This is a genomic window from Actinoplanes italicus, from assembly GCF_003001815.1.
Classification (GTDB): Bacteria; Actinomycetota; Actinomycetes; order Mycobacteriales; family Micromonosporaceae; genus Actinoplanes; species Actinoplanes italicus.
The window spans coordinates 67,619-93,615 of record NZ_PVMZ01000012.1 but is presented as its reverse complement, the minus strand read 5'-3'; the positions used below and the strand labels follow the sequence as shown (position 1 = coordinate 93,615).

General features: G+C 71.3%; 28 protein-coding genes. 8 read left to right on the top strand and 20 right to left on the bottom strand.

Going from position 1 to position 25,997, the window contains the following annotated elements; translation table 11 throughout:
• Positions 1–13: 13 nt before the first annotated feature.
• From CLV67_RS27500 to CLV67_RS27490, 3 genes are all read right to left on the bottom strand, one after another.
• Entirely contained in the window at positions 14–1,162 is a 1,149-nt protein-coding gene (locus CLV67_RS27500) for a cytochrome P450 (protein ID WP_106323702.1), read from the bottom strand.
• A 118-nt stretch (positions 1,163–1,280) separates the two neighbouring features.
• Positions 1,281–2,312, bottom strand: coding sequence for a S1 family peptidase (locus CLV67_RS27495; protein WP_106323374.1), 1,032 nt, complete (start codon positions 2,310–2,312; stop codon positions 1,281–1,283).
• 266 nt (positions 2,313–2,578) lie between these two features.
• Positions 2,579–3,127: a winged helix-turn-helix domain-containing protein gene (locus CLV67_RS27490; RefSeq protein WP_106323372.1), complete on the bottom strand. Its 549-nt coding sequence runs from the start codon at positions 3,125–3,127 to the stop codon at positions 2,579–2,581.
• 119 nt (positions 3,128–3,246) lie between these two features.
• Between CLV67_RS27490 and CLV67_RS52065 the strand changes: the two genes are divergently transcribed.
• A complete protein-coding gene (locus CLV67_RS52065) occupies positions 3,247–3,396 on the top strand; it encodes a hypothetical protein (RefSeq protein WP_170154020.1) in 150 nt (49 codons plus the stop codon).
• An 85-nt stretch (positions 3,397–3,481) separates the two neighbouring features.
• Positions 3,482–3,964: an NADPH-dependent FMN reductase gene (locus CLV67_RS27485; protein WP_106323370.1), complete on the top strand. Its 483-nt coding sequence runs from the start codon at positions 3,482–3,484 to the stop codon at positions 3,962–3,964.
• A 6-nt stretch (positions 3,965–3,970) separates the two neighbouring features.
• Here the strand turns inward: CLV67_RS27485 and CLV67_RS27480 are convergent, their stop codons facing one another.
• The 5 genes from CLV67_RS27480 to CLV67_RS27460 are packed head-to-tail and all read right to left on the bottom strand — an operon-like array spanning position 3,971 to position 8,751.
• Positions 3,971–5,593: a S8 family peptidase gene (locus tag CLV67_RS27480; protein ID WP_106323368.1), complete on the bottom strand. Its 1,623-nt coding sequence runs from the start codon at positions 5,591–5,593 to the stop codon at positions 3,971–3,973.
• Between the two features lie 38 nt (positions 5,594–5,631).
• Complete coding sequence (locus tag CLV67_RS27475) at positions 5,632–6,258, bottom strand: response regulator transcription factor (protein ID WP_106323366.1); 627 nt, start codon at positions 6,256–6,258, stop codon at positions 5,632–5,634.
• On the bottom strand, positions 6,255–7,403 hold the full coding sequence (locus CLV67_RS27470) for a sensor histidine kinase (RefSeq protein ID WP_106323364.1): 1,149 nt from the start codon (positions 7,401–7,403) through the stop codon (positions 6,255–6,257). Before CLV67_RS27470 ends, CLV67_RS27475 begins: the two co-directional genes overlap by 4 nt.
• 5 nt (positions 7,404–7,408) lie before the next feature.
• Entirely contained in the window at positions 7,409–7,834 is a 426-nt protein-coding gene (locus tag CLV67_RS27465) for an ABA4-like family protein (protein ID WP_106323362.1), read from the bottom strand.
• Positions 7,831–8,751: a hypothetical protein gene (locus CLV67_RS27460; protein ID WP_239166583.1), complete on the bottom strand. Its 921-nt coding sequence runs from the start codon at positions 8,749–8,751 to the stop codon at positions 7,831–7,833. Before CLV67_RS27460 ends, CLV67_RS27465 begins: the two co-directional genes overlap by 4 nt.
• Before the next feature lie 202 nt (positions 8,752–8,953).
• Between CLV67_RS27460 and CLV67_RS27455 the strand changes: the two genes are divergently transcribed.
• From CLV67_RS27455 to CLV67_RS27440, 3 genes are all read left to right on the top strand, one after another.
• The gene (locus CLV67_RS27455; RefSeq protein ID WP_249037969.1) at positions 8,954–10,687 is read left to right on the top strand and encodes a hypothetical protein; all 1,734 of its coding nucleotides are present in this window, start codon (positions 8,954–8,956) and stop codon (positions 10,685–10,687) included.
• Positions 10,684–11,235, top strand: a complete 552-nt coding sequence (locus CLV67_RS27445; RefSeq protein WP_373873173.1) for a nucleotidyltransferase family protein — start codon at positions 10,684–10,686, stop codon at positions 11,233–11,235. Before CLV67_RS27455 ends, CLV67_RS27445 begins: the two co-directional genes overlap by 4 nt.
• Positions 11,236–11,453: 218 nt before the next feature.
• Positions 11,454–12,218, top strand: coding sequence for a pectate lyase (locus CLV67_RS27440; protein WP_239166581.1), 765 nt, complete (start codon positions 11,454–11,456; stop codon positions 12,216–12,218).
• 578 nt (positions 12,219–12,796) lie between these two features.
• Here the strand turns inward: CLV67_RS27440 and CLV67_RS27435 are convergent.
• From CLV67_RS27435 to CLV67_RS27425, 3 genes are all read right to left on the bottom strand, one after another.
• Positions 12,797–13,675, bottom strand: coding sequence for a GlxA family transcriptional regulator (locus CLV67_RS27435; RefSeq protein WP_106323358.1), 879 nt, complete (start codon positions 13,673–13,675; stop codon positions 12,797–12,799).
• A gap of 74 nt (positions 13,676–13,749) precedes the next feature.
• Entirely contained in the window at positions 13,750–14,331 is a 582-nt protein-coding gene (locus CLV67_RS27430) for an isochorismatase family protein (RefSeq protein WP_106323356.1), read from the bottom strand.
• 68 nt (positions 14,332–14,399) lie between these two features.
• Positions 14,400–16,031 (bottom strand): DUF6194 family protein, encoded by a 1,632-nt coding sequence (locus tag CLV67_RS27425; RefSeq protein ID WP_106323354.1) that lies wholly within the window; start codon positions 16,029–16,031, stop codon positions 14,400–14,402.
• 65 nt (positions 16,032–16,096) lie between these two features.
• Here CLV67_RS27425 and CLV67_RS27420 point away from each other — a divergent pair, with 65 nt between their 5' ends.
• Positions 16,097–16,891, top strand: a complete 795-nt coding sequence (locus CLV67_RS27420) for a TioE family transcriptional regulator (protein ID WP_239166580.1) — start codon at positions 16,097–16,099, stop codon at positions 16,889–16,891.
• Here the strand turns inward: CLV67_RS27420 and CLV67_RS27415 are convergent.
• The 4 genes from CLV67_RS27415 to CLV67_RS27400 form a co-directional block, all read right to left on the bottom strand.
• On the bottom strand, positions 16,870–17,280 hold the full coding sequence (locus CLV67_RS27415; protein ID WP_106323349.1) for a PRC-barrel domain-containing protein: 411 nt from the start codon (positions 17,278–17,280) through the stop codon (positions 16,870–16,872). The two genes, CLV67_RS27420 and CLV67_RS27415, sit on opposite strands and share 22 nt — an antisense overlap.
• Before the next feature lie 74 nt (positions 17,281–17,354).
• Positions 17,355–18,281 carry a sugar kinase gene (locus CLV67_RS27410; protein ID WP_239166579.1) on the bottom strand — a complete coding sequence of 309 codons (927 nt, stop codon included), beginning with the start codon at positions 18,279–18,281 and terminating at the stop codon, positions 17,355–17,357.
• A gap of 52 nt (positions 18,282–18,333) precedes the next feature.
• Positions 18,334–18,972 (bottom strand): bifunctional 4-hydroxy-2-oxoglutarate aldolase/2-dehydro-3-deoxy-phosphogluconate aldolase, encoded by a 639-nt coding sequence (locus tag CLV67_RS27405; RefSeq protein ID WP_106323348.1) that lies wholly within the window; start codon positions 18,970–18,972, stop codon positions 18,334–18,336.
• Positions 18,973–19,012: 40 nt separating this feature from the next.
• Positions 19,013–19,876, bottom strand: coding sequence for a hypothetical protein (locus tag CLV67_RS27400; protein WP_106323346.1), 864 nt, complete (start codon positions 19,874–19,876; stop codon positions 19,013–19,015).
• Between the two features lie 51 nt (positions 19,877–19,927).
• Here CLV67_RS27400 and CLV67_RS27395 point away from each other — a divergent pair, with 51 nt between their 5' ends.
• Positions 19,928–20,224, top strand: a complete 297-nt coding sequence (locus CLV67_RS27395; protein ID WP_249037968.1) for a DUF1707 SHOCT-like domain-containing protein — start codon at positions 19,928–19,930, stop codon at positions 20,222–20,224.
• Here the strand turns inward: CLV67_RS27395 and CLV67_RS27390 are convergent.
• Complete coding sequence (locus CLV67_RS27390; RefSeq protein WP_239166578.1) at positions 20,180–20,767, bottom strand: hypothetical protein; 588 nt, start codon at positions 20,765–20,767, stop codon at positions 20,180–20,182. The two genes, CLV67_RS27395 and CLV67_RS27390, sit on opposite strands and share 45 nt — an antisense overlap.
• Positions 20,768–21,021: 254 nt before the next feature.
• Between CLV67_RS27390 and CLV67_RS27385 the strand changes: the two genes are divergently transcribed.
• Positions 21,022–21,924 (top strand): NADP-dependent oxidoreductase, encoded by a 903-nt coding sequence (locus tag CLV67_RS27385; protein ID WP_106323342.1) that lies wholly within the window; start codon positions 21,022–21,024, stop codon positions 21,922–21,924.
• Here the strand turns inward: CLV67_RS27385 and CLV67_RS27380 are convergent.
• The 4 genes from CLV67_RS27380 to CLV67_RS27365 all read right to left on the bottom strand — a co-directional run bounded on the left by CLV67_RS27380 (position 21,917) and on the right by CLV67_RS27365 (position 25,897).
• Positions 21,917–24,001: a peptidoglycan recognition protein family protein gene (locus CLV67_RS27380; protein WP_106323340.1), complete on the bottom strand. Its 2,085-nt coding sequence runs from the start codon at positions 23,999–24,001 to the stop codon at positions 21,917–21,919. The two genes, CLV67_RS27385 and CLV67_RS27380, sit on opposite strands and share 8 nt — an antisense overlap.
• Positions 24,002–24,108: 107 nt before the next feature.
• Positions 24,109–24,603, bottom strand: a complete 495-nt coding sequence (locus CLV67_RS27375; RefSeq protein WP_106323338.1) for a TspO/MBR family protein — start codon at positions 24,601–24,603, stop codon at positions 24,109–24,111.
• Positions 24,604–24,686: 83 nt separating this feature from the next.
• Positions 24,687–25,094 (bottom strand): DUF4345 family protein, encoded by a 408-nt coding sequence (locus CLV67_RS27370; RefSeq protein WP_170154019.1) that lies wholly within the window; start codon positions 25,092–25,094, stop codon positions 24,687–24,689.
• Complete coding sequence (locus CLV67_RS27365) at positions 25,091–25,897, bottom strand: NmrA family NAD(P)-binding protein (protein ID WP_203737387.1); 807 nt, start codon at positions 25,895–25,897, stop codon at positions 25,091–25,093. The genes CLV67_RS27370 and CLV67_RS27365 overlap by 4 nt, the downstream gene beginning before the upstream one ends.
• Between the last annotated feature and the right edge of the window lie 100 nt (positions 25,898–25,997).

The window sequence follows — 25,997 nt, the reverse complement described above, 5'->3', positions numbered from 1 at the left end:
CAGCCGATCGTGATCAGACGGCCAGGATCATGCCCTTCAGCTCGTAAGAGGCGATGTCCGGCCGGATCGTCACGGTCGGCTCCTGGATCATCCGCAGGCCCGGCATGGCGAACAGCCTGCTGAGGAAGATGTCGGTCTCCTGCATGGCGATGTGCGCGCCGGGACACTTGTGCGCGCCGTCGCCGAAGGACAGGCCGGGGCCGACCGCCCGTCCGGGGCACACCGCGCCCGGCTGGGCCCCGGCCTCGCTCGTGTCCAGATTGGCCGCCGCCACACCCACGTCCACCCGCGCGCCGGACGGGATGGTCACGTCACCGACCTCGACGTCGGCGGTGGTCCAGCGCAGCAAGTCCCCGACGACCGGTTCGAGTCGTAGGATCTCGTGCAGGATCGCCAACCGTTCCTGCCGGGCGCCGGAGGCGTACCGCTCCCGCAAGGTCTCGTCGGTGAGCAGGTGCCAGCCGGCGACCGTGATGAACTCCCGGGTGGTGACCATCCCGGCGGCCGCGAAGGTGACGCACTCGCCGAGGATCTCGGCGGTGTTGCAGCCCTCGTCGAGCAGGTGCGAGATCAGGTCGTCGCGCCGGTTCCGGCGGCGCGCGGCGACGGCCGGGCGGACGTCGCGCCAGAGGAACGACAGCAGGACGTAGTTGTTGAAGGCCTTCTGCCGGGCAGCGGAGAGACCGCGCGCGTGCGGGTCGGGGATGCGGAAGAACCGGTCGAGCCGCTGCGGCATCCCGGGTGCGCTCTCGGTCAGCCCGACGACCTCGGCGGCGACGGCGACCGCGAGCTGGAAGGAGAGCGCCGAGAGGTCGGCCGCGCCGCGCCGCCGGAGCACCTTGCACTGCTCGTCGGCGAGGCGGTGCATCAGGCCCTGATAGGCCGACTCGACCCGCTTCGGGGTGAAGTACCGGGCGGTCTGCCGCCGCTGCTCGCGGTGCTCGGGCCCGTCCCGGTAGAGCATCGGCAGCCGCATCCGGCCGGAGTGTCGCAGCGCGTTCTCGATACCGAGGCCGGCCTGACGGGTGTCGGTGTGCCGCAGGAACAGCCGGGCGGTGGCGTAGTCCTGGATGTGCCAGACGCCGTCGTCGCCGTGCCGGACCGGGCAGCCCGGCGTTCCGGCGCCGCGGTGCACCTTGCGGCCGTTGTTCACTGTGGTCATCCATGGATTGTGATACATGACATCAGCCCCCGATCAAGTGATCGGGGGCTGGTGTCCGTGCCGGCCCGGCCCTGTTCGGAGAGCGCACGTCAGTGGGCTTCGCGACCGGGCCGTTGGATCAGAAGACCGAGACGCCGTACGCGCTGAGGGCCTCGGTGACCGGCTGGAAGTAGGTCACGCCACCGCTGGTGCAGTTGCCGCTACCGCCCGAGGTCAGGCCGTGCGCGGTGCTGCCCGAGTAGAGCGAGCCGCCGCTGTCGCCCGGCTGGGCGCAGACGGTGGTGCGGATCAGGCCGGAGACCGAGCCCTCGGCGTAGTTCACCGTGCTGTTGAGCGCGGTGACCCGGCCGGAGCGGGTACCCGTGGTGGAGCCACGACGGTAGACGGTCGCGTTGACGGCCGGGGTCGAGGCGCCGGTGATGTCGATGTTGGTGCCGACGCCGCCGGTCTTGGTGATCGTCGTGTTGGTGTAGCGGACGATGCCGTAGTCGTTGCCCGGGAAGCTGCTGCCCGCGGTGGTGCCGAGCGTCACCGAGCCGTTGTTCCAGGACGAGGTGCCCCGGGTGCAGTGGCCGGCGGTCAGGAAGTAGTTGGTGCCGGCGCTGTTGCGGACGTTGAAGCCGAGCGAGCAGCGGCCGCCACCGGAGTAGATGGCGTCACCGCCGGAGATCCGCAGGCTGATCTTGCCGGGGATGCTCTCGACGCGAGCCGCGTCGCCGAGCTTGGCGACGGTCGCCTTGACCGCGGCGAGCTTGGCGCCGGTGATGCTCTCGTCGACGGAGACGACCACCTGGTTGGTGACCGGGTCGACGGCGAACGCGGTGCCGGGCGTCTTCAGGTTGACCTTCAGGCTCTCGTCGGCGGCGGCCAGCGTGGCTCCGCTGCGGGCCACGAAGCGCGGGGTGGCGCCGGCGGCCTTCACCTCGGCGGCGGTCGCGGCGTCGGTCACGTTGACGACGAGCTTGCCGGAGGAGTCGAGATAGGAGCCTGCGTCACGCGCGCCCAGCCGGGTATCGAGGCTGGAGGCGAAGGTGTTGATGTCGGCGGGGGCGATCGGGGCGGCCGTCGCGGGGGTGGCGGCGAGTCCGCTTCCGACGAGGATGCCCACGGCCAGGCCGACGATCGGTCGGCGAAGCTTCGGGTTGAGCACGTTTCCTCCCAGGGGGAACGGGTAGGGGGTGGTACGCCCGCTTCAGCGCACCGCGTGCTCGCAAGTATTTAAATTCCTCTATCTGATGGCAAGATGTGTGAACGATCACCGCAAACTGATCAACATAGGCCTGACCAGGCAAAACACCGTAGCCATACCGTGGACCTATTACCCGTTCGGGATGAGTCCATATAAAACGCGGCCGGCCGGTGACCTGGGGTCACCGGCCGGCGCGGCGGCTACATCGACACACGGGGACGGCTCACCTACCGCTCGTCGACGACGATCGCGGCGTCATCGGCGAGCCGGTAACCGAGGCCGTACACCGTGGTGATCAGCTCCGGATCGTCCAGCTTGGTCCGCAGGCGGCTCACGTGCACGTCGACCGTGCGGTTGGTGGTGTGCCGGTGACCCCAGACATGGGTGAGCAGCTGTGAGCGGCTGAACACCTGGCGCGGGTGACGGGCCAGGAAGAGCAGCAGGTCGTACTCCAGGCGGCTGAGTTCGAGCAGCCGGCCACCCCGGAACGCGGTGCGCGCCCGCGGGTCGAGGCGGATCTCGCCGGCGGTCTCCACGGCCACGGGCTCGGCGGCGCCGTCCAGCTCCACGGCCGCGGTCGCGCCGGCGGCGTCGACCAGTTCACGCAGTGCGGCGAGCACGCGCTCGCGGCCGCCGGCACCGCCCGCGATGCTGATCGTCACGGTAACCGGCTGGTCGTCCTCCACATGCTGCTCCGGCGGCGGGTCGGGCACGGGCCTTAGCAGGACCGGGCGGGGGTACGTGGAATGCGGGTGGGCGACGGCGAGAGCGGACATCTGCGACTCCTTCACGGTGAGTGAAGCAAGGATACTATTCCTATCTGCTAGATAGGCAGTGGCAGGCATCATATCCACCCTGGTGACAAATCCCTATCGGGTAACTAGGATTTCGGACCATGACCGTCAGCACTCTCCTGGACGCGGGCAGCTTCCGTGCGCCGCTGCGACCGGCCTCGCCCGAGACCGGCGCTCTCCACGACGACCGGGCGGCGACGCCGCCGGCCTGTCACGACGGCTCGTACAACCGGCTCCGCCGGGCCGCCTGAGAAACCCGGCTGGCCTTCACCGCTGTCCCAGCGGCGCCGGGACAGCGGTGAAAGCCAGCCGGGCCCTAGAGAAAGGTGCATCACAATGACGGGAATCGTGGTGATCTCCGGCAACCCGCGGGCCGGATCACGAACGTCGACACTGGCCGTGGCGGTCGGGGAGGCCATCGCCGGACAGCTCGGCTCGCCGCAACCACACGTCATCGAGGTCGGCTCGCTCGGGGCGGGTCTGCTCACGCCCGGCGACGAGGCGACGAAGGCCGCGCTCGCGGTCCTCAGCGAGGCGAACCTCCTGGTCGTAGCCACCCCGACCTACAAGGGCAGCTACACCGGTGTGCTCAAGGTGCTGCTCGACCAGCTGCCGGCCAACGCGCTGGCCGGCAAACTGGCCGTCCCGGTGGTGACCGCCGGGGTCGCACCGCAGGCCGCGGCCGCCGAGGCGCTGCTGCGTCAGCTCCTGGTCGAACTCGGCGCCATCGTGGTCCGGCCGGGCCTGCCGGTGCTGGAGTCCGACCTGCCGGAGTCGAGCGCGATCGCGCAGAAGTACGCGGCCGCGCTCGACTGGTGATCAGGGTCAGCCGACGGCGATCGTGAAGTTCCCCGTCGCCGACTGGTTCCAGGCGTCGGTGAACCGGACCGTGAAGGTGAACAGGCCGCTCGTGGCCGCGGTGCCGGAGATCAGGCCGGACTCGGAGAGATCCAGTCCGTCCGGAAGCGCTCCGGCACTCAGCGACCAGGTCCCGTCCCGCCCGTCGACGACCGTGAGCTGCTGCTCGTACGCCTCGTCGACGGCCGTGCCGGGCAGCGACCCGGTCTCGATCACCGGGGTGGACGCCACCACCGGGATCACCACCCGCTTGGTCACCACCTGCGGCACGTAGTCGGTGAAGCGGACCGTCACGGTGTAGCGGCCGGCCTTCGCCGGGGTGCCGGAGAGCACACCGGACGAGGACAGCGACAGCCCGGCCGGCAGGGTTCCGGCGTCGATCCGCCAGCTGCCGCGACGGCTCGCGGCGAGCGCCAGGCGGGTCGAATACGGCCGTCCCACCTCGGCGGTCGCCGTCTGCGAGGTCGCGATCACCGGGGCCTTCGGCGGCGCCGGGACGAACAGCAGCCGGTTCGGCGAACCCGCCCTGTCGGACACCTTGTTCTTGGTGGAGTCGGCGATCAGCTTCGCCTGCACCCTCGCCGGGGTCCAGCCGGGGTAGGCGTCAAGGATCAGCGCGGCCGCGCCCGCCACGTGCGGGGCCGCCATCGACGTGCCGCTGTACTTCGCGGTGGCCGTGTTGCTCGCCGCGGTGGCCGACTTGATGTCGACGCCCGGCGCGAACAGATCCACGCCCTTGCCGTAGTTGGAGAACGACGCCCGCCGGTCCCTGCTGTCGGTCGCCGCCACGGTGACCGCCTGCGCCACGTCGGCCGGGCTGCTCAGCGAGGCGTCCATGTCCTCGTTGCCGGCCGCCACCACGTAGGTGACGCCGCTCGCGATCGAGTCCCGCACGGCCAGGTCGAGCGCCGGGCTGTAACCGCCGCCCAGGCTCATGTTGGCCACCGCCGGGTGGACCGCGTTCTCGGTCACCCAGGCGATGCCGTCGATGATGTCCGACACCCAGCCCTCGCCCGCGCAGTCCAGCACCCGGATGCCGACCAGCTTGACCTTCTTGGCCACGCCATACGTCGACCCGCCGATCGTGCCGGCGACGTGCGTACCGTGACCGTTGCAGTCACTCGCGTCCGCGTCTTGGCCGACGAAGTCGTACCCGTGCGTGGCCCGCCCGCCGAACTGCTGATGGCCGATCCGGATCCCCGTGTCGATCACGTAGGCGTGCACCGAGTCGCCGTCGGCCGACGGCCGGTAGCTCTTGGAGAGCGACTTCCCGCGCTGGTCCACGCGGTCCAGGCCCCAGACCGGGTTCTTCTGCGTGCCGGTGAGGGCGACCTTGCGGTCCGGTTCGACGTGCCGGACGGACGGGTCGGCGGCGAGCCGGTGGGCCTGGGCCGCGGTCAGTTCCGCGACGAAACCGGGGAAACCGCGGAAGTCCCGCAGCAGACGGCCGGTGCCGAGACCGTGCGCCGAGAGGCCGGCGGCGCCGTCGGAGAGCGTGACGATGTAACGGCCCAGCGGCTCGGCGGCGTACGCCGGAACCGGGGTCGTGAGGGCGGAGGCGACCACGGCCGCGGCGATCCACTTGCGCATGCCCGGGGTGATCGGCCGTACGACATCCGGGTTGAGGTTTAGAGGCTGTGCGCCAGCAGGGCCAGGCGGACCCGGTTCGGGCTGCCGGTCTTGGTCATCAGCGCGGCGATGTGACTCTTCACCGTCGTCACGCCGATGTGCATCCGCTCGGCGATCTCGTTGTTGCTCAGACCCTCCCCCACCAGGTCGAGCACCTCCTGCTCGCGGACGGTCAGGCCGTCCACGCGCCCACGCTGCTCCGGGCGCGCGTCGACCGCCCGGCGGACCAGCCGCATCAGCACCTCCTGGCTGAACGGGCTCTCCCCGGACGCGGCCTGCCGGATGCCGCCGAGCAGTTCCTCCGGCGGCGCGTCCTTGAGCAGGAACCCGCAGGCGCCCGCCTGCAACGCGGGATAGAGGTGGTCGTCGTCGCCGAACGTGGTCAGCACCAGCACCCGGGCCGACGGGCGGGCCGAGACGATCCGGCTGGTCGCGGTGATCCCGTCGACGCCGGGCATCCGCAGATCCATCACGATCACGTCGGGCAGCAGGCGGGCGGCCGCCTCGATCGCGGCCCGCCCGTCCCCGGCCTCACCGACGACCTCCATGCCGGGCTCGGCGTCGCAGAGCATCCGCAACCCGGCCCGGATCAGCTGCTGGTCGTCCACGAGCAGAACCCGGATCACCCCGGCAGCACCGTGCTCACACGCCATCCCTTCCCCTCCGGCCCGGCGGTCAGCTCGCCGCCCAGCACCTCGACCCGCTCTCGCATGCCGGTCAATCCGTGTCCGCCACCGACCGGGACGTCGCGCGGGCCGGTCAGCAGGCGACCACCATCGTCCGACACATCCCAGGCGAGATCAGAACCGGTCATGGTCACCCGCAGCGAAGCCGTGGCGGCGGGGCCGGCGTGCTTGGCCACGTTCGTCAGCGCCTCCTGGGTGAGACGCAGCACCGCGAGGCCACGGACCGCGTCGAGACCGCCGATCGCCGGGTCGATCTCCGCCTCCACGATCACCCCGGCCAGGCGGGCCTTCTCCACCGCACCGGCCAGCGCCGCGGGCAGGGCCGACGGCTCGATCGCCGTGAGGGACGCGTCACCCCGTACGCCATCGGGGTCTCTCAACACCGCGACCAGCCGCCGCAGATCCGTCAACGCCTCCGTCCCGGTCCGGTGGACGTCGTCGAAGACGTCGGTCACCTTCGCATCGAGGCCCGGGAGCACGTGCCGGGCCACCCCGACCCGCAGCACCACCGAGGCGATGTGATGGGCGACCACGTCGTGCAGCTCACGGGCGATGGCCGCCCGCTCGTCGGCGCGGGCCGCACGCTGCTCCGACTCGGCCCGCCGGGCGGCCTGCACGCCCAGCTCATGGGTGGTCCGCCCGACCGTGCCGATCAGGATCGGCAGGCCCAGGCTGCTGGCGAGGCCGACGAGCTGTTCGGTGAGGCTCTCCTCCGAGCCGGGCATGCCGAGCAGGACGTAGACCGCGGCGACCATGCCGGTGGCGCCCCAGACCCAGGCCGCCCGCGGCGCCCAGAAGGCCACCTCACCGAGCGCCCACGCGGTGCCGACCTGGTTGATCGTCGAATCGTCGAGAACGGTCAGGGCCACCGCGAATAACACGGTCTGTACGAGCAGATTGATCTGCGGGCGCCGGTGCAACAGGAGCCCGGACGCGAACGCGGCGCCCGCGAGCAGCCACTGCAGCCCCGTCGGCGGCGTCTGCGTCCCGCAGATGACCAGCAGGTAGGCCACACCGCTGAGGATGACCAGCACCATCCGCGGAAGCGTCTCCCGCACGTCGAGGAGACGACCCACCCAGCTCATGCCGGTCAGCCTAGGCGCTCGGGCCAGAAGGGGCGCACGGCCAGGTAGGCGGCCAGCCCGAGCGGTCCCAGCATGATGGTGAGCAGCAGGATCGGGGCCATCAGCAGCACCGGCACACCCCGCTTGCGGCTGTCCAGGTAGGACCACCGGCCGACGAACAGGTCGAAGGCGATCATGTGGGCCCAGCCGGCCGCCGCCCCGGCCGGGGCGCCGAGCAGCTCGGCCACCCCGCCCAGGGTCGGGTTCGACACCGACGACCACACCTCGGCGAAGTCCGGGATGATCAGCGCCGCATAGATCGCCACGATCGGCAGGACGATCAGCGGGCTCTTCATGATCCGCTCGGTCCAGGACCACTTCGGCAGCAGGATCATCAGCGCCCAGAACGGCACGGCCAGCAGGAACGTCAGATCGAACAGGGTCTCGGTCACGGCCTGCTCCGGACCGCGGCGACGCTCGCGACGGCGGTCACGGCCGCCACGGCGGCGAACGCGGCGAGGGTAAGGGCATCCGGTTTCAGCAGCGGTTGCGCACGCAGCGCCTGCCAGGTCAGAAGAAGCACGATCACGGCGTACGCGCTTCCGCCGATCAGCACAAGACGTGCCCGCACCACTTCCGCCAGCCGGGTCCACCGGCCCAGCGCGAACGCGAGCAGCGGGATCGCCTGCAGGGCGTGCAGCCCGACGAAGTGGCCGATCCGCAGATCCCCGCCGGTGGTGCTCCACCCGGTGACCGGCATGCTCGGGCCGCCGTCGGCCACGCCGACCGAGTGCGCCCCGATCAGCCCGGTGTCGGTGACCTGTGCGGTCATCAGGAAGGCCAGACCCATGCCGAGCAGTGAGATCCCCAGCCCGAGCCGGATCGCGAAGGCGGCCGCCCGGTTCGGGATCCGCTGCCGCAGCGTCACCACACCGATCGCCACCTGGGCGAAGAACAGCACCATGATCGAGGTGCCCATGAGCGACCAGAGCAGCTCGTCGAACGGGGTGTCCACGTTGTAGTGACTGGCCTTCCCGCGGAGCACCTGCGTCACGATGATGGCCAGCTCACCGACGGCCACCCCGACGATGATGACGGCGGACCACTCGGCGGGGCGGCTGCGGCGCGGCAGGACCGCCAGCATCCAGGCGAGCGTCCACGCGTACAGGACGAAAGAAACCGCGAACTTGAAGGGCTTGAGCCAGATCGGTACGCCCGTGAGGATCCGGTCGTCGAAGAGGATGCCGCCCACGGAGACGACGGCCAGCACCGCCGCGGCGGCGGTCAGGAAGAGCAACGGCCGGTTCCAGCGGACCGGCTTGCGCGACGCGGCCATACTTCCCGCGGTCAGCGAATCGATGATGGTCATGAGGACACGTTCCCGTGCAGGCGGGCCCGGATCGCCCGCCCGGCGGCCGCATCCACGGCCGGTCGAAGGAGGGGGCTCTCCTCCCTTGGTAGGAGACGCCCATACTGGCGCGGTGGATCACACCGCCCCACGGCATGACCGACCGCATCGAGCGGCACTACCCGCACCGAACAACGACATCGAAGGTGAGGGCCGGGAGGGCATGCCCATCAGGCAAGGGGTCGACTTCCCCGCCGACGAGACCGGCCGGCGGTCCAGCACCGCTTTCGGACGGGCCGTCGTCGCCGACGCGCTGCGTCACGTCGACCCGTCCGCCGCCGCTGCCGCCGAGCGCGAGACCGACTGGCGGCGCGGCTACCCGCGTCACTTCAAGGCCCTGGTGGAGACCGGTCTGGCCGACGACGGTGCGGCCGGCTACGAGCTCGCCGAAGCCGGTCTGGCCTCGGTACAGGCCCGCATCCGGTACCGGCGTGACGACGGCGAGTTCACCCTGGCGCAGGCGATGATGGCGGCGCCCGGACGGTCGTTCGACACGATCGAGGTGAAGGGCTCGGAGCGGCCGGAGACCGAGGTCGTGCTGCCGTACCGGGGCGAACTGCTGCGCGGCGACGCCCTCCGGCGCCGGCTCGACGCATGGGTGACCGCCGGCGTCATCGAGGACTCGTGCGCCGAAGCGGTCCGCGAGGTCATCGCGTCACCGGACTGGCTCGACCTGAGCGACCAGACCCTGGTCGCGGCCGGAGCAGGCACCGAGATGGGCCCGGTCGGCGCGGTACTCGGCTGGGGCGGCACCGTGCTCGCCCTCGACCTGCCCCGCGAACGGGTGTGGCAGCGCGTCGAGTCGATCGCGGCGGGCGGGGCCGGGCGGCTGCTCGCCCCGGTCAGCGGTGACGTGCCCGGCGCCGACCTGCTCAGCGACCTGGGTGGGATCGCCCAGTGGGTGCTCGGGTTCGACGGGCGGCTGATCCTCGGCAACTACGTCTACGCACCCGGCGGCGCCTATCCGCTGCTCGCGGCGGCCGTCGACGCGCTCGGCACCCACCTGCGGCACCATCGGAACGACACGGCACTGGCCTTCCTCGCCACCCCGACCGACGTCTATGCCACCCCGGCCGCCGCCGTCGTTCATTCCCGGGAGCGGTACGCGTCCCGCGGCGTCCGGTCGAAGCTGACCGCCGCCGTCTCGGGTGGCCGGCTGATGCGGCCCAACTACCCGTGTGACGAGGTGCCGGGGCTCAACGACAGTCTCGTACCGCAGCAGGGACCCAACTACGCCCTTGCCAAGCGCGTGCACCGGTGGCGGGCCACCCTCACCCGGCGCGACGGGGTGGTCAGCTTCGCGGTGGCGCCGCCTACGCGTACCAAATCGGTCACCAGCAACCGCCTGCTCGCCGCCGCCTACGCCGGGGCGCACCTGTTCGACGTGGAGATCTTCGAGCCGGAGACCGCCAGCAAACTGATGGCGTTGCTGCTCGTGCACCAGCTCCGCAAGCCACGCCCGGCCACACGGGCCGCCTGGGCAGACGAGGCGGTCGCGGCCGCGCACGGTGGGCTCTGGCACACCGCTTACCACCCGCGGACGGCGTTGCCGCTGGCCGCGGTCCGGGGCCTGGTGCTGCCGGCCTCCCGCCCCGCCTCCCTCGCCTCTCCCAGCGCCTCCCCTTCCGGCTCGTCTTCCCCCAGCCCCGCCGCCCCTCCCGGGCCTTCTTCTCCCAGTCCCACTCCTCCCGGACCCACGCCTCCCGGCTCCTCTTCTCCCGGACCCACCCCTCCCGGCGCTTCCTCTCCCGGACCCACCCCTCCCGGCGGTTCTTCCCCCGGACCCACCCCTCCCGGCGGTTCTTCCCCCGGACCCACCCCTCCCGGCGGTTCTTCCCCCGGACCCACCCCTCCCGGCGGTTCCTCTCCCAGCCCCACCCCTCCCGGCTCGTTGTGATCACGGTTGCGGGGCTGGTGCTGGCGGCCGGGGCCGGTCGGCGCTATGGCATGCCGAAGGCGCTGGTTCCGTACGAGGGCCGGCTGCTCGTGCAGCGTGCGGCGACCACGCTGCGCGAAGCCGGATGCGAGCACGTCACGGTGGTGCTCGGCGCGGCGGCCGAGGAGGTCCGGGCTGCCGCTCCGGACCTGCCCTCGACCGTGGTCAACCCGGACTGGGCGACGGGAATGGGCTCGTCATTGCGTACCGGCCTGGCCGCCCTCGAATCGACCGGCGCAACCGCCGCGCTGGTCCTGCTGGTCGACATGCCGGGCGTCAGCGCCGAGGCGGTGCGCCGGATCCTCGCCCACGCCGATCTCGACGCCCTCGTCATGGGCGGTTACGGCGATCGGCGCGGGCACCCGGTTCTGCTCGGCCGCGACCACTGGGCCGGCGTGGCCTCGACCGCCGTCGGGGATCGGGGCGCACGTGACTATCTGCGTGCCAACACCGTCAGGGTGGTGCCCGTTGACGATGTCGCCGACGATACCGACATGGACGTTCCGTAACCTGGCGGTAACACAAAATTACAGGCAACCTTTCCGGGTCGCCCACACACTTAATCAGTGGAATGCATTTCTCTATTCAATTCCATTGGCCGGTTAATTTACTGATTAAGTGAGTTGACAGGGGTTCCCGAATGGGGCCAGCATTGGTCACGTTCCCATTCATCCCCGAAAGGCTTCACGTGTTCAACAATTTGCGGAAGCGGTGGCGCGCAGGCGTCGTGGCGATCGCCGCTCTCGGACTCGGACTCGGCGCGATCGTCTACACGCAGGGCGCCTCCGCCGCGACATGGCCCACCGCCACCGGCACCGTGAAGCTCACCGCCAGCAAGTCGGTCTCCGGCACCCTCGACGGCGGGTTGAAACGTTACGTCGGCAGCGGCGCCCTCGGCGGCTCCGGCCAGGAGGAGGGACAGGACCCGCTGTTCGTCCTCGCCGACGGCGCCACCCTGAAGAACGTCATCATCGGCTCCCCCGCCGCCGACGGCGTCCACTGCCTGGGCTCCTGCACCATCTCCAACGTGTGGTGGGAGAACGTCGGCGAGGACGCGGCCACCTTCAAGGGCGGTTCGAGCGCCAAGTACACGGTCACCGGCGGCGCGGCCAAGGGCGCCGACGACAAGGTGTTCCAGCACAACGGCGGCGGCACCCTGACCGTCAGCAACTTCGCCGTCAGTGACTTCGGCAAGCTCTACCGCTCCTGCGGCAACTGCTCCACCCAGCACAAGCGGGCCGTCGTCCTGAAGAACATCGCCGTCACCGCCCCCGGTTCGAGCCTGGTCGGCATCAACTCGAACTTCGGTGACACCGCGACATTCTCCGGCATCACCATCGCCGGTGACAGCAGCAAGAAGATCTCCATCTGCGTCACCTACAAGGGCAACAAGACCGGCGCGGAACCCACGAAAATCGCCACCTACAAGGCGAGCACCGGCGGCGACGGCACCTACTGCAAATTCACCAGTTCCAATGTGACCTACAAGTAATGGGCTTGCTGCTCCACTGAGCGTTCCCCCAACGCTTTCCCCCTGTGAGAGCGCGAGCCACCGGAGAAACGGCCGGGTCCGATGCCAGTCGGACCCGGCCGTTCCTTTTCCCACCGCCAGCACTCCCACACCCAGCACTCCCACACCCAGCACGACAGATCTTGTGAGGATGGGGCTGCGTAGGTGGCACAACCTCACAAGATCTGTCGCATTGATGGACCACGCGGCGCGGCAGAGCGGCGCGGCGCGGCAGAGCGGCGCGGCGCGGCGCGGCAGGCCGGCAGGCCACCCGCGCCGCAACCGCTAAACAGCGACCCTCACAGATCTTGTGAGGATGGGGCTCCGTAGGCGGCACAACCTCACAAGATCTGTCGCATTGATGGACCGCGCGACGGGGCGGGGTGGGGCGCGGCCGGGCGCGGCGGGGCGCGGCGCGGCGCTCGGCTACTCCGCGCCGCAACCGCTTGACAGCGGCCCTCACAGATCTTGTTAGGTTGCGCTGCCCGACCCGCCGCAAGGTCACAAGATCTGCCCAGGAGGCAGCGCGGCAGCGGCGGCGGCGGCGGGGAATCGAGCGGTCAGCGGGACCGGAGGCGGCGGAGCATGCGGGCATCGGTGAAGCCGACCGCTCGGGCCGCGGCCTCGGTTGTGGAGCCGTGGCCGATCAGGTACTCGGCTCGTTCGACGCGGAGCAACTGCTGGTAGCGCAGCGGAGTGCGGCCCGTTGCGGCCGTGAACAGGCGGGTCAGGGTTCGTTCGCTGACGCCTGCGGAGGCGGCCAGGTCGGGGAGCGGCAGCGGGGCGGCGAAGTCGGCGTCGATACGGTCCTGGACCCGGTGCACGACGTCGCTGAGGTGGGCCCGATGGCGCAGCATGGCGCTGTACTGCTGTTCGTCGCCGTTGCGGCGGGCGTAGACGACCATCTCGCGGGCCACCCGGGCCGCGGCGGCCGGGCCGTGGCGCTGGGCCACCAGGTGCAGCGCCAGGTCTATGCCGCTGGCGATGCCGGCCGAGGTGACCACGCGGTCGTCGCAGACGTAGAGGACGTCGCGAGTGACGGTGGCCTTCGGGTAGCGGCGGGCGAACGCGTCCTGCAGGTCGTGGTGGGTGGTGCAGCGGCGGCCGTCGAGCAGGCCGGCCCGGCCCAGGGCGTCGGCTCCGGCACAGACGCTGGCCACGGTGCCGCCGGTCTCGTGGTGGGCGGCGATCCGGCCCAGTGTGGCCTCGGTGAAATAGCCGTAACCGCTGCGCCACCCGGGCACCAGGAGCAGGTCGTCGGGGGTGAGTTCGGGCCAGTCGAGCGAGGCGCACAGCGGCACGCCCTGCCAGGTGGGCACCGGTGACGCCTCGGCCACGTACAGCAGCTCGTATCCTCGCGCGGTGGAGAACACCTGTGCCGGGCCGGCCAGGTCGAGCAGATGCACCTGTGGCGTCAGGACGAACAGCACGCGGCTCACGATCCGGTCACCCCTTCCAACAGGCGGTGGCAACGATACGACCCCCGGCGACGAGCCAACCGGTGGAGGGCCGGTCAGGCGAGGATCTCGGCGACCGTCTTCACGGTGGCGAAACGGCCCGACAGGGCGTAGACGGTGCGGGCGGCCACGTCCGCGGCGGGGAGGGTACGCGGGTCGGCCAGCAGTTCCTCGACGGTCTGGTCGGCCGGGGCCGCGGGGTGCGGGATCGGGTTGGTGGCGGTGGCGTCGATCGCGAACGTGACCTCGTAGCCGAGGTCGGACGCGACGCGGGCGGTGGTCTCCACGCACTGTTCGGTACGCAGGCCGCACACCGTGATCGAGCGGACCCCCGCCGTCGTGAGCAGGTGCTGGAGGTTCGTGGTGGTGAAGGCGTTGTGCACGGTCTTGGTCAGCAGCGGCTCGCCGGGAGCGGGCGACAGTTCGTCCATCACCCGCACGTGACCGCCGGCCGGGTCGAAGGTGTTGCCGGTTCCGGGTTCGGCGTGGAGCACCCAGATCACCCGGTCGCCGGCGGCGCGGGCGGCGTCGACGAGCTGCCCCACTTTTTTGGCCACGTCGGGGTTGTCGGTGGTGGCCCAGAGCGGCCGGGCGCGGAAGGACTCCTGGACGTCGATCACGATCAGTGCGTTCGTCATACCTGAATCCAACCGCTCCGGCGGCGGGGCCAGAAGGCATCATCAGGCCCCGCCCCGGAACGATCCGGTCAGGCTTCGGTGCGGCGGCGCTGCCGTGCGGCGGAGCGGATCCGGGCCCGGTCGAGCAGGCGGGCGACCTCGTCGGCGGTGGCCGGGCCGGGGTTGACGACGCTCGCCCAGCCCTGGACCGCGTAGGCGGGGTGCGGCATCAGCGTGTCCGCCTCGGCGAAGTCGATCTTCTCCTGGTGTGCCGCGAACTCCTCCGGGCCGTAGCCGAACAGTTCACGGAACACCTCCCGCCCGACCTCGATGTTGAGCCGGTGCCGCCCCTCCGGGGAGAGCTGTGAACGCTCGTCGAAGTCGGGCACGTCGTGGCCGACGATCGTGGCGAACGGGCGCATCCGGTCCTCGCCGGCGAAGAAGAAGCGATCGCCCCAGGTGTACGGCGGCATCTCGGAACCCGCCTCGATCCGTGTCTCGGTGACGCCGGGCATGCCGCTGATCCGTGCGGCGACGGCGGCGCCCGGCCCGTGACCGATGTGCAGGATCGCGTCGCACGACCCGACGATGCCGGTGGTCAGCGGGAAGTGGCCGAGCAGATCGGTCTGCCGCTCGCGCGGGTCGGCGTCGGCCGGGGATGGGAGGAGCCCGGCAGGAGCCGGGACACCCCCGGCCGGGGGTGGGAAGAGCCCGGTCGAGGGGCCGAGCAGCTCCTCGTAGGTGCCCGGCTCGGGCTCTCCGAGGCCGACCTGGGCGCTGGCGCCGAGACTGCCGGCGACGAACACGTAGCGGTCGCCCAGCAAGGCGGACACGATCGAACCGGCGCCGGACCACTCGGCCGCGTAGTCGACGCCCTGCCAGTGGGTCTCCCACCGGCTCGGGCCGCGCTGCAGGTGCGTGTTGTGGGCGGCGACCAGGACCGGGCCGCGGTCCCGCTCGTGGGCGAGGATGTCGAGCAGGTTCTGCGCCATGATCGAGTCGCGGGTGGCGAGCAGGCGCCCGATCCGCTCCGACTGGGTGCCCGGCGCCGCCAGCTCCGCGTGGTAACTGAGCAGGCCGATCGCCGTGTCGGCGAGCACCTTGGCCCGATACCAGGCGGCAGTGGAGGACTCGGCGACGAGGCGGGGCGCGGAGCCGTACAGCATATGTTTGAGATCTTCGGCAATGCCCCGAAGCGCGGCAGCCTCGGGTGACCGGCCGGGTGATCGCGTCGCGTCATACATGATCTCCGGCGCGCTCCACCGGGCGTCTTCTCCGATCAGAAGATCAAGATCCGGATTTTGTACGCCTACGTAAGAACACAATTCGCGAAGGTATCTACCGGGGCTGGGGGCGGCCTCGATCTCGGTGGCCGCGTCGAATCCGTGGAACGCGATGCGCTCGTGGGGCGGCAGGTCCGCGTTGTGGGCGCGCAGCCAGTCGACCAGTTCGCGGGTGGCCGGGTGCTCGCCCCAGCCGTGGCTGATGCCGGTGCTCAGATCGAGGTCGTCGGTGCGGCCGCGCACGTAGTCGTCGACCGCGAGCGCGGCGGCGCGGTCCGACTCGATGGCGACGGCGCGGAATCCGTGCCCGGCGAGCGTCTCGAGGATCCGGTTGCGGAGGCGCGGGAACGCCGGTTCGCCATGGTAGGGCTCGCCCAGCGCGAGCAGGTGCGGCCGGTGCTCGGAGATCAGGGACTGCAGCTCGGTGTCGAAAGCCATGACCTCAACCGTATCGTTGAACCAGCGGTTGAAACTTTTCTTCGGCTCTACCTGGAGTGGGCGCTGTGAAGTCTCAAATCGGGGTTCACCGGCCGGTGGACCTGGCGCGGGTGCACGGGCTGTCGGCGCAGGCGGTCCGCAACTACGAGCGGGCCGGGGTGATCCCGCCGGCCGGGCGTACCGCGAGCGGTTACCGGGTCTACACCGACGATCACGCGGGCGCGCTGGCCGCCTATCTCGCGTTGATCCCGGGGTACGGCTATCCCGCCGCCGGGGAGATCATGCGGGCCGTGCTCCGGGACGACCTGGAGGCCGCCCTGTCCGTTCTCGACGGCGCCCACGTGCAGCTGCGCCGCGACCGGGACACCGTGACGAGCGTCGCCGCCGCCCTGGTCGAGGTACCGTCCGGGCCGCCGTCCGACCGGCCCCTGCCCGTCGGCGTGCTCGCTCACCGGCTCGGCGTCACCCCGGCCACGCTGCGCAAATGGGAGCGGGCCGGGATTCTGGCCCCGGCCCGGTCGAAGGGCGCGCGGCTCTACTCCCCCGACGATGTCCGCGACGCCGAGCTGGCCCACCTGCTGCGCCGCGGCGGTTATCTGCTCGATCACATCTCGGCCGTGATCGAGCAGGTCCGCGCCGCCGGTGGGCCCGCGCCGCTCGCCGCGTCGATCGAGCAGTGGCGTGCCCGGCTCACCGCACGCGGGCGGGCCATGCTGACCGGATCGGCCCGGCTGTCGGACTATCTGGACAGCTGGCGGGCGGACTCTGCGGAAAGCGGGCAGACGTACGCCGCCCCGCCCGTGGGGGTGACGGGCGGGGCGGCGGGTTCTGGCGGATCTCAGCGGGGGAAGTCGCGGTAACTACCGGTGTAGTAGTCGCCGACCTGCTCCCGGTACTCCGTCGTCTCGAAGGTGTCCTTGTCGTACTCCGGAGACTCCTTGATCTGCTCCTTCGTACGGTCGACGTACACCTTCCGCTCGGTGTGGTCGAACGTCTGGACCGTGCCGGCGGGAAGGAGGACCTTCCGGCCGAAGATCCACGGTCCGGTGTCGACGACCAGGAACGAGCTGCCGACGTCGTGGCTCGCCTTGTCGACCGAGCCGATGTGGCCATCGGTGGCCTCGACCTTGTAGCCGACCAGGTCCACGCCGGTCGTACCGTACTCGTCGGCGCTCTCGGCGGTCACCGGGTCGTTGCCCTGTGCCGACGGCTCGCGCCATGCCCACGGAGTGAACGGCGTCGGTTGCATAACGGCCTCCTCGAATCGATGAATTCGCCGTTGTGAAAGCGGTACCCGCTCGCTCCGTGCCCTAATCCACCTTTTCAGCGGACGATGTCTCCACCACCGAGAGCGGCCAGCTCGGAACGGTCGGGCAGCCCTTCACAGTCACCCGGGACGGTGACCGCGAACGCACCCGCGGCGATGGCCGTCCGCAGCCGCTGCCCCGGGTCCTCCCCGGCGAGACGGTCGGCGAGGTAGCCCGCCACGAACGCGTCCCCCGCGCCGACCGTGTCCACGGCGCGCACCGGCAGAGCTGGGACCTCGTACCGTCTCCCGTGGATCAGGGCGGCGCAGCCGCGGGCCCCGTCCTTGACCACGACCTCGGCGGGGCCGAGCTTCGCCAGCCCGTCCACCGGGTCGTCGGTGTCGATGAACAGGGCAGCCTCCTCCGGGCCCGCGAACACCACGTCGGCGCGACTGACCAGGTCGCGCAGCACCGGGGCGGCGTCGAAACGGGACCACAGCTTGCCGCGGTAGTTGACGTCCACCGACACCGGAACCCCGGCCGCACGGGCCTCCTCGACCGCGTGGAACACCGCGGCCCGGCAGGTGTCGCTCAGCGCCGGGGTGATGCCGGTGACGTGCACGATCCCGGCCGCGGCGATCTCCGCGCGGGGCACGTCGGCGGGGACCAGGCGGGAGCCCGCGCTGCCCGCCCGGTGGTAGTCGGCCTGGATGAACTGACTGGACCGCTGGTAGCGGATCATCAGGCCGGTGTGCGCCTCGTCGGGGACGGCGAGGACCCGTACGCCCGAGGCCCGCAACCGCGCCGCGATGATCGCGCCCGTCGCGTCCGGGCCGACACGTCCCAGCCAGGTCGCGTCGCCCCCGAGCCGGGCCACACCGATCGCCACGTTGCTCTCCGCGCCGGCGACGCCGAGGGTGAAGCCTCGGGCGTTCCCCAGCGGGCCGATGCCGTCGGCCACGAAGATCCCCATCGACTCACCGAGGGTGAAGAGGCCGCTCACGACCGTGCCTCACCATGGAGTCGCGACCCGTCGAGGCGGATGAGGCCGCCGCTCATGAGCGCGCGTAGGTGACGGCGTCCACGGCGTGACGGGCGCGGGCGGCCAGGGCGGTGAGGCTTCCACCGGTCGCGGCGTCGCCGATCAGCGGTCCACCGAGGCCGACCGCGACCGCACCGGCGGCGAGCCACTTGGCGATGTCGTCGAGGCCGATGCCGCCGGTGGGCATGATCCGCACGCCGGGCAGCGGGCCGCGGAGGTCCTTGAGGTAGCCGGGGCCGAGCCCGCCGGCCGGGAACAGTTTGACGATGGGCGCGCCGGACTGTTGCGCCGTGTAGACCTCGGTGGGGGTGAACGCTCCCGGGTAGAGCGGTACGGACTGCGGGCCGAGGCCGCTGACCGGCGCGACGAGGAAGGCCGCACCGGCGTCGACGGCCGCCTTCGCGTCGTCCTCGGTCAGCACGGTGCCCGCGCCGATCATCACGGTGTCCGGCAGCTGGCGGCGCAGGCCGGCGATCGAGTCCAGAGCGCCCCGCGAGGTCAGCGTGACTTCGAGGGCGGTGACGCCGGCGGCGATGAGGACGTCGGCGACCGCGGCGAAACCGTCGGTGGTGGGGGCCCGGAGAACAGCGACGAGCCCGCAGTCGACGATGGCTGCGGAGACAGGATCGAGGGGTGCGTTTTCAACGGTCACGGCCTCGATCCTGCCCGATGCAAACGTTTGCAGAAAGTTGTCAGCCGACCAGGCGGCCGATGGTCTCGAACACGTCGGCGTAGAACGTGCCGCCGATGCTGCGGAACAACTGGAAGTCCTTGCCGGGGCTGCCGAAGAACGGCCGCAGGGTCCAGGCCAGCTGGGTGCCGACGAAACCGAACAGCAGGATCCAGATGTAGAGCAGGGTCATGCTGGCCGAGCCCTCCGGCCGGGGAGCGGGCGCCGGGCGCTGGTGCGGGTGCGCGACCGGCCACTGGTGGACGGCGGGCGGCGCGGCCACCGCAACGGCTCCATCCCCATTGGGGACGGCCTGAGCCGGAACCGGCGCGGGAGCGGGAGCCTCGACCGGCGCGGGGGCGGGCGCGGCGGCGAGCGCGGCCTTCTCCTGGTGCTCGTTGATGGCGCGCATGCCGGCGGTCAGGAAGCGGAGCCCCACCAGGGCGGTCAGCATCAGGATCGCCACGTTGAGCAGCTTGAAGAACGCGTAGCTCTGCGCCGTGATCAGGAAGAACAGGCTGATCGGGGCGAACGCCAGGGTCAGCACCGCGGTCACGGTGATGGTCACCATGATCAGTGTGAGCGCCTGGAGCACCGACAGTTTCGCGCCGAAGACCAGGTTGAACAGATAGAGCGTCGGCAGACAGATGGCCAGCGTGGCGAGGAACAGCAGTGGCAGCTTGACGAAGGAGGCCGCGGCCTGCAGGGCGCTGTTGGAGAAGCCGAGCACCGCGCCGTACAGCGCGAGGCTGAGCGCCGAGCTGATCAGCATCTGCCCGGTGAGCTGCTTGAGATCGCGTTCCTCGATTATCTGCCGCCAGATCCCGTCGCGGTCACGCAGTAACCGCTCGATCACGAGGAGGCTGTTCCCGGCAGAGCTGGCCATCTTGACTCCCGAGGGTGTGGGGGAACGGTCGCGGAGGCTTACCCTGACGCCGTGAACGAACCGACCACTAGGGCCTCCGACGCAGAACGGTACCGTGTCGTCGCAATGCTTGAGAAGCACGCGGCCGCAGGTAGATTGACCCTGGACGAATACACCGAGCGCGTCGATCGCGCCCTGGCCTGCCGGACGCACGGCGATCTGGCGGAGGTCACCGCGGACCTTCCGGAGCCGGAACCGGAGGAACCGCCCGCAGCCGCCGGCGACGACAACCGTCACCTGCTGTGGGCGTTCCTCGCGGCGGCGCTAGTTCTGGTTCTGCTCGGCGTGGTGCTCGGGCTGGCCCGCTGACAGCTGGGCACGACGCAGCCGGACCCGGCCGTTAAGCGAGGCCGGCGGCTTGGGCGGCGTCTCCACGATGCCCAGCTCGTCCCGGATCGCGACCTCGAGCTGCTGCATCACCAGCGGCACCTGGGCCAGCAGCTCACGGAAGTGGGTCTGCGGCTGCACCCCGACCACACCGGCCGGATTCATCTCACCGTGCAGGCGCTCCAGCTGCAGGTGTACGGCCAGCGCCGCGCTGCGGACCGGGCCGGACGCGAGCAGGCGGACCGGCATCAGCGCGGGGCCGACCTGGTCCACGTAGACGATCGGCGCCGGCGGCTTCTCGCCCGCGTCGAAACTGGTCCGGAGGCGGTGCGTCGCGTGCTCGAACGCGGCGAGCAGCCGGCAATAGGCTTCCTTGCGTTCCTCGTACCACTGCCGGTCCCGCCGGGCCCGGTCCAGCAGGTGGTTGTTGCGCGCGAGGACGAGCTGCGCCGCCACGGCACCGGCCAGCGCGAACACGACCGCCACCAGGGGCAGTCCCCACCACGGGATCTGAGACACCCGCATACCGTATCGAGCCCGGCGGGGAGCGGTCTGTCAACCACACCCCCGGGCGAGTGCCACGTCGATGGCCCGAGCCGCCTCCGCGATCACGCGGGACGGTCCCAGCAGCTCACCGCTGCGGCGCAGCGCGCGTGCGGAACGCTTGACATCAACCTTGCTTCAGCTTGCAGTCTGCTGAGCATGAGCGAGCTCGCTAGCGAATCATCCAGCACGGTTCTGAAATCATGGCGACGCCGGGGCGCAGCTGCGGGGGCGTCATGAGAGCCGCCGTGTTCGACCGTTTCGGTCCGCCCGAGGTTCTGCGCGTCGCCGAGTTGCCCGATCCGTCGCCGGGTGAGGGCGAGGTGCTGGTCCGGGTGCGAGCGGCCGGGTTCCAGCCGTTCGACGTGGCGGTCCGTCAGGGGCTGATGCCATGGGTGAAGGCCACGTTCCCGCAACAGATCGGCCAGGAGTACGCCGGTGTGGTCGAGCGGGTCGGCCCCGGGGTCGAAAACGTGCGGCCCGGTGACGCCGTCCTCGGCTCGACCATGCTCAACGGCGCCGCCGAGCTGCTGACCGTGCCGGCCGCCACCGTGGTCGCCAAACCGGACAACCTCGGCTTCGCGACCGCCGCGGGTCTGGTGGCGGCGTCCCAGACGGCCTCCGGCGCGCTGCTCGACCTGGCGGTGACGGGCGACGACGTGCTGCTGGTGCACGCCGGGGCGGGCAGTGTCGGCACGGTCGCCACCCAGCTGGCCCGGCTCGGCGGCACGACCGTGATCGGCACGGCGAGTCCCGGCAACCACGAGCGGTTGCGGGCCATGGGCGCGACGCCTGTGGCGTACGGCGAAGGTCTGATCGAAGCGGTCCGGGCCACCGGCCTGAAACCGACCGTGGCTCTGGACGCCGCCGGGGGTGAGGCGATCGCGCAGTCGATCGCCCTGGGGGTGGAGCCGGATCGGGTCGGCACGATCGTGGACGACAAGGCGGCCGCCGAGCTGGGCGCCAGGGTGGTCCGCGCCGGTCGTTCGCCGGAGCGGCTGGCCGGGGTGATCGCGCTGGCCGCCGAGGGCAGGGTGGTGATGCCGGTGCTGACGTTCCCGTTCGAGGCGGCCGCCGAGGCGCTCGCCGCGGTCGAGTCCCGGCACGCCCGCGGCAAGGTGGTCCTCACGTTCACCTGAGGTGAATCAGGCCGTCGAGCGTCACCGAGGGCCGGCCGGTGGTGCCTTCGGCCTGCACCCGGACGGTGTGGGTGCCGTTGCCGCGCCACGTCCGCGTCCACACCGCCTGCCGGTGCTTCGCGCTCGCCGACCGCAGGTCGACGATGCCCTCGAACGCGCCGTCGACGTAGATCCGGACCCGCCCGGAACCGGAGGCCCGGCCGGCCACCAGCGCGGCCGAGCTTCCGTTGAAGGTCCAGGTGAGCGCGGATCCGGCGGCCGAGGCGACGACGGCTTCGCCGCCGAGGTGCTCCTGGTCCCGCACCGCCCGCCAGGTCCCGGTCCGCGTCGCCTCGGCCTCGGTCAACAACACGGGAGTACGGGTGACCGAGTCGCTCGCCGAGTTCCCGGCGCGGTCGGTGGCCGTGACCGCCCAGGTGGCCGGGTCACCGAGGCGGGCCGTGGCGGTGAGCGCGCGGGTGCCGCCGGACAGGTTCACGGTGTCGGCGCCGCGCACGCGTACCGCCTTGAGCCCGGACGTGTCCGAGGCCGCCCAGCCGATGCGGACCGGGGTGTTCGTGCCGACCGTGCCCTCGGCCAGCGCGACCTGGGGGGTCTGACTGAAGTCGGGGGCGGTCGGGTCGACGATCACCTCGGTGGCGGTGGCGGCGGTCCGCCCGGACAGGTGGACGGCCTTCACGGTGACCTTGTGGGTGCCGGGTTCGAGCCGCAGCCCGGTCTGCCGGTGCCCGCTCGGTGCCGCCGCCGACAGCCGCCCGTCGACCCACACCTCGAAGCGGTCCATCATCCGGGTCGGGGTGGTGAGGTCCCACGCCGGTCCGGCCGGTCCGCGGGTGTAGTACTTCCCGTCGTACTCGGTGGCGCCGTTCACCCCGCGGTAGCGCAGTCCGGCGGGCGGCGCCCCGGCGATCCTGCGGATGGCGGGCAGCTGGGAGTAGAGCGCGTTGCCGGGGCATTCGGTGCGTCCGGTGTCGCGGTGCCCGGAGATCCGGTTGAGGACCGCGGTCCGCCCCGCCGGATACCGGTCGCTGCCACCGGAGACCAGGCCTGCCTTGCCGAGCGGCGGATTGTTCCAGGCCCCGAGCTTGTACGCGGCGAGCTGCGCCACCGAGGCGCGGGCCGCGGCCGGGATCGCGGCGGACCGGTAGTCACCGATCAGCGCGACGGCGCTCGCGTTCGCGTTGAAGCCGAGCGTGTGCGCGCCCAGGACGGACCGATGCACCCCGCCGGCGCGCCCTTCGAAGATCCGCCCGCATCGGTCGACCAGGAAGTTGTAGCCGATGTCGTTCCAGCCCTTGCTCTTGACGTGGAACCGTTCGATCCCGCGCACGATGCTCGCCGACTCGGCGCAGTCGTAGCCGTTGCCGCTGGCGGTGTGGTGCACGAAGACGACGTGGACGGCCCCGGTGTACTCGGGCGGCTCCTTCACGATCGACTCGTCGGCGCCCCACCCGCCCCTGGTGGTCAGCCGGGGCACCGGCCGGACCGGCAGCACGACCGGCGCGACCGGTTCGCCGCGCTGCGGCTGCTGCCGCTGGGCCGCGACCGTCCGGAGGGCGTGCCCGGACTCGGGCGCGTCGGGATTGATGAGGTCGACCCGGAGCCCGTGCGGCAGGTCGCCGCCGAGGGCCACGATCCGGGCCTGGACGCCGTCGGACGGCCCGGTCCAGAGCGGGTCGCTGGAACCACGCACGCCGGGACCGCCGGCCGAGGCGTCCGGGTTGTCGGTCTCCAGGAGCTGCCAGGGTGACCACGTTCCGGTGCCGCGCTGGCGGGTCCGTACCTCGATGGCGCCGGCCGGTGCGGTCCGAGGGTCGGTCCAGGTGACGCCGACCAGGCTGAACGGTTCGGTGGCGCGTTTGGCCAGTTCCGCGGTGCGGGGCCGGGCGACACGTCCGGCGGCGGCCAGGCGCATGCCCGGCCGCTCAGTGAGGTCGAAGGTCTGCAGGACCGGCTGTGTCCGCGCTGTCCCGCCCGGCGTGACGGAGGTGTGCACGGCGGCACCCGCCCCGGCAATCGCGACGGCGATCGCCGGTGCGGCGGCGGTGAGACGGGCGGCGATCCGGTTGCGGCGCATGTGAGACTCCCCCGGCCACCGGCATTTCGGGATGCGCCCGGTGACCAAGAGCCACCCTGCCGGTTACCGCCGAGACAGATGGGACTTTTGGTGAAAAAAGTTCAGACTTATCGGTTGGCCAGCCAGATCGAGGCGTTGAGCGCGGTGGCGAAGGTGACCCACGCCCAGTACGGCAGCAGCAGTCCCGCCGCGGCCCGGGAGACCGGCCGGAACTTCCACACCGTGACACCGATCATCACCCAGAGAACCACGATGTCGATCAGCGCGAGCCCGTATTGCCCGAACCCGAAGAAGATCGGCGTCCAGATGGCGTTCAGGACGAGCTGCACGGCGTAGAAGTTGAGCGCCGAGGACCACCCGGTACGCCGCCAGACGAGCCAGCCGCTCACCGCGATCATGGCGTAGAGCACCGTCCAGACCGGCCCGAACACCGAGGACGGTGGCGCCCAGTCCGGCTGCTTCAGGCTCTGGTACTCGTCAGCGGTGCCGGCCACCCCGAGTCCGCCGAGCAGGGCGGCCACCGCCACCGCCGCCCCGAATCCGGCCAGTGCCCACCAGGGCGACATCGACCCCTGCCTACCGCGCATCACATGACTCGTCATGCTCTGGCCCTTACCCAAAACCCCGGCTGTGTCGCACTGCTGTCTCAGCCGCTCCGAGACAGCGGTGCGACACAGCCAGGGGTTCAGCGGGGGCGCAGCAGGTGCAGGCAGGCCAGGCCGAGCGCGAGTTCCACGGCGGCGGCGAACAGCAGCGAACCGCCCGGTGACCCGTCGACCGCCAGGCCGACCAGCCGGGCCAGCACGGTCGCGAGATAACCGATCGCACCGGCGGCAGCGGCCGTCCGGGTCAGTCGGGGCACGAACGCGCCGAGCAGCACCACCACCCCGACGGCGAGCAGCAGCGCCCCGGCCGCGCGGGTCTCGCTCAGCAGGGCGGCGCCCGCCTCGATGCGGATGCCGTTGGCCTCGCGGAACCACACCGGCGCAATCAGGCTCGCACCGCCGATCAGCACGATGACCAGCCCGGACACCGTCAGGACGGCCCGCGCGGCAAGGTCCGTCCGCTGTCTCTCGGCCGCGAGCGCCGTCACCAGGACCACACCCCGGTCGCCGCGGCGTCACGGCAGAAGGCGGTGAAGTCGCGCGGCTCACGGCCCAGGGCCTCCCGGACACCCTCGCCGGCCTTCTCGTTGCGGCCGTCGAAGACCTCGGCGCAGAGCTGCACGTACATCTCCGCGCCGGCCGGGCCGACGTGCGGTGTGAGCAGCTCACGGAACGCGTCCGGCGAGATGGCGGCGTAGTGCACGGGCCGCCCGGCGGCGCGGCTGATCTCGTCGGCCATCTCGGCGAACGCGAGCAGCCGCGAGCCGGTGACGTCGTAGAGGCGGCCCTCGTGCCGGGGGTCGGTCAGCGCGGCGGTCACCACGTCGGCGATGTCCTCGGCGTCGACGACCGGCTCGCGGACCTCACCGGCCGGCAGTGCGAACACCCCACCGCCGGGCGCCGGGTGCAGCAGGCCCTCGGTGAAGTTCTGCGCGAACCAGCTGGCCCGCACCACGGTCCACGCCAGACCGGACTCCCGCACCGCTCGCTCGGACACCTCGGCGCCGCTCTCGCCACGGCCGGAGAGCAGCACGAGGCGCTCCACCCCGGCGGACCCGGCGACCGCGGCGAACTCCGCGATCACCTCGGCGGCCCCGGGCGCGGCGAGTTCGGGATGGACGATGTAGGCCACCCGCGCACCCTCGAGCACGGCCGGCCAGGTCTCCGGCCGCTCCCACTCGAACGGCGGCTCGCTGCTGCGCCCGACCGCCCGGAAGTCTCGGCCTTCGGCGGTCAGGCGGTCGATGACGCGACGGCCGGTCTTGCCGCTGGCTCCGGTCACCAGAATCATGTCGTCCTCCTCGGATCGTTGGTGACTCCAGTTTCCGGTCGATCATCCGGACCCTCAATCATTCACCGTCCGGGCTATGATGCAGATCGTCCAGAGATTC

Bases quoted from the DNA above. Each gene is read 5' to 3' on its own strand.
- CLV67_RS27430 (WP_106323356.1), bottom strand. From the start codon at position 14,331: ATGACGAACGCACTGATCGTGATCGACGTCCAGGAGTCCTTCCGCGCC.
- CLV67_RS27365 (WP_203737387.1), bottom strand. From the start codon at position 25,897: ATGATTCTGGTGACCGGAGCCAGCGGCAAGACCGGCCGTCGCGTCATC.
- CLV67_RS27380 (WP_106323340.1), bottom strand. From the start codon at position 24,001: ATGCGCCGCAACCGGATCGCCGCCCGTCTCACCGCCGCCGCACCGGCG.
- CLV67_RS27490 (WP_106323372.1), bottom strand. From the start codon at position 3,127: ATGTCCGCTCTCGCCGTCGCCCACCCGCATTCCACGTACCCCCGCCCG.
- CLV67_RS27460 (WP_239166583.1), bottom strand. From the start codon at position 8,751: ATGACCATCATCGATTCGCTGACCGCGGGAAGTATGGCCGCGTCGCGC.
- CLV67_RS27425 (WP_106323354.1), bottom strand. From the start codon at position 16,031: ATGGCTTTCGACACCGAGCTGCAGTCCCTGATCTCCGAGCACCGGCCG.
- CLV67_RS27500 (WP_106323702.1), bottom strand. From the start codon at position 1,162: ATGACCACAGTGAACAACGGCCGCAAGGTGCACCGCGGCGCCGGAACG.
- CLV67_RS52065 (WP_170154020.1), top strand. From the start codon at position 3,247: ATGACCGTCAGCACTCTCCTGGACGCGGGCAGCTTCCGTGCGCCGCTG.
- CLV67_RS27480 (WP_106323368.1), bottom strand. From the start codon at position 5,593: ATGCGCAAGTGGATCGCCGCGGCCGTGGTCGCCTCCGCCCTCACGACC.
- CLV67_RS27375 (WP_106323338.1), bottom strand. From the start codon at position 24,603: ATGACGAGTCATGTGATGCGCGGTAGGCAGGGGTCGATGTCGCCCTGG.
- CLV67_RS27385 (WP_106323342.1), top strand. From the start codon at position 21,022: ATGAGAGCCGCCGTGTTCGACCGTTTCGGTCCGCCCGAGGTTCTGCGC.
- CLV67_RS27390 (WP_239166578.1), bottom strand. From the start codon at position 20,767: ATGCGGGTGTCTCAGATCCCGTGGTGGGGACTGCCCCTGGTGGCGGTC.
- CLV67_RS27415 (WP_106323349.1), bottom strand. From the start codon at position 17,280: ATGCAACCGACGCCGTTCACTCCGTGGGCATGGCGCGAGCCGTCGGCA.
- CLV67_RS27455 (WP_249037969.1), top strand. From the start codon at position 8,954: ATGCCCATCAGGCAAGGGGTCGACTTCCCCGCCGACGAGACCGGCCGG.
- CLV67_RS27485 (WP_106323370.1), top strand. From the start codon at position 3,482: ATGACGGGAATCGTGGTGATCTCCGGCAACCCGCGGGCCGGATCACGA.
- CLV67_RS27470 (WP_106323364.1), bottom strand. From the start codon at position 7,403: ATGAGCTGGGTGGGTCGTCTCCTCGACGTGCGGGAGACGCTTCCGCGG.
- CLV67_RS27400 (WP_106323346.1), bottom strand. From the start codon at position 19,876: ATGGCCAGCTCTGCCGGGAACAGCCTCCTCGTGATCGAGCGGTTACTG.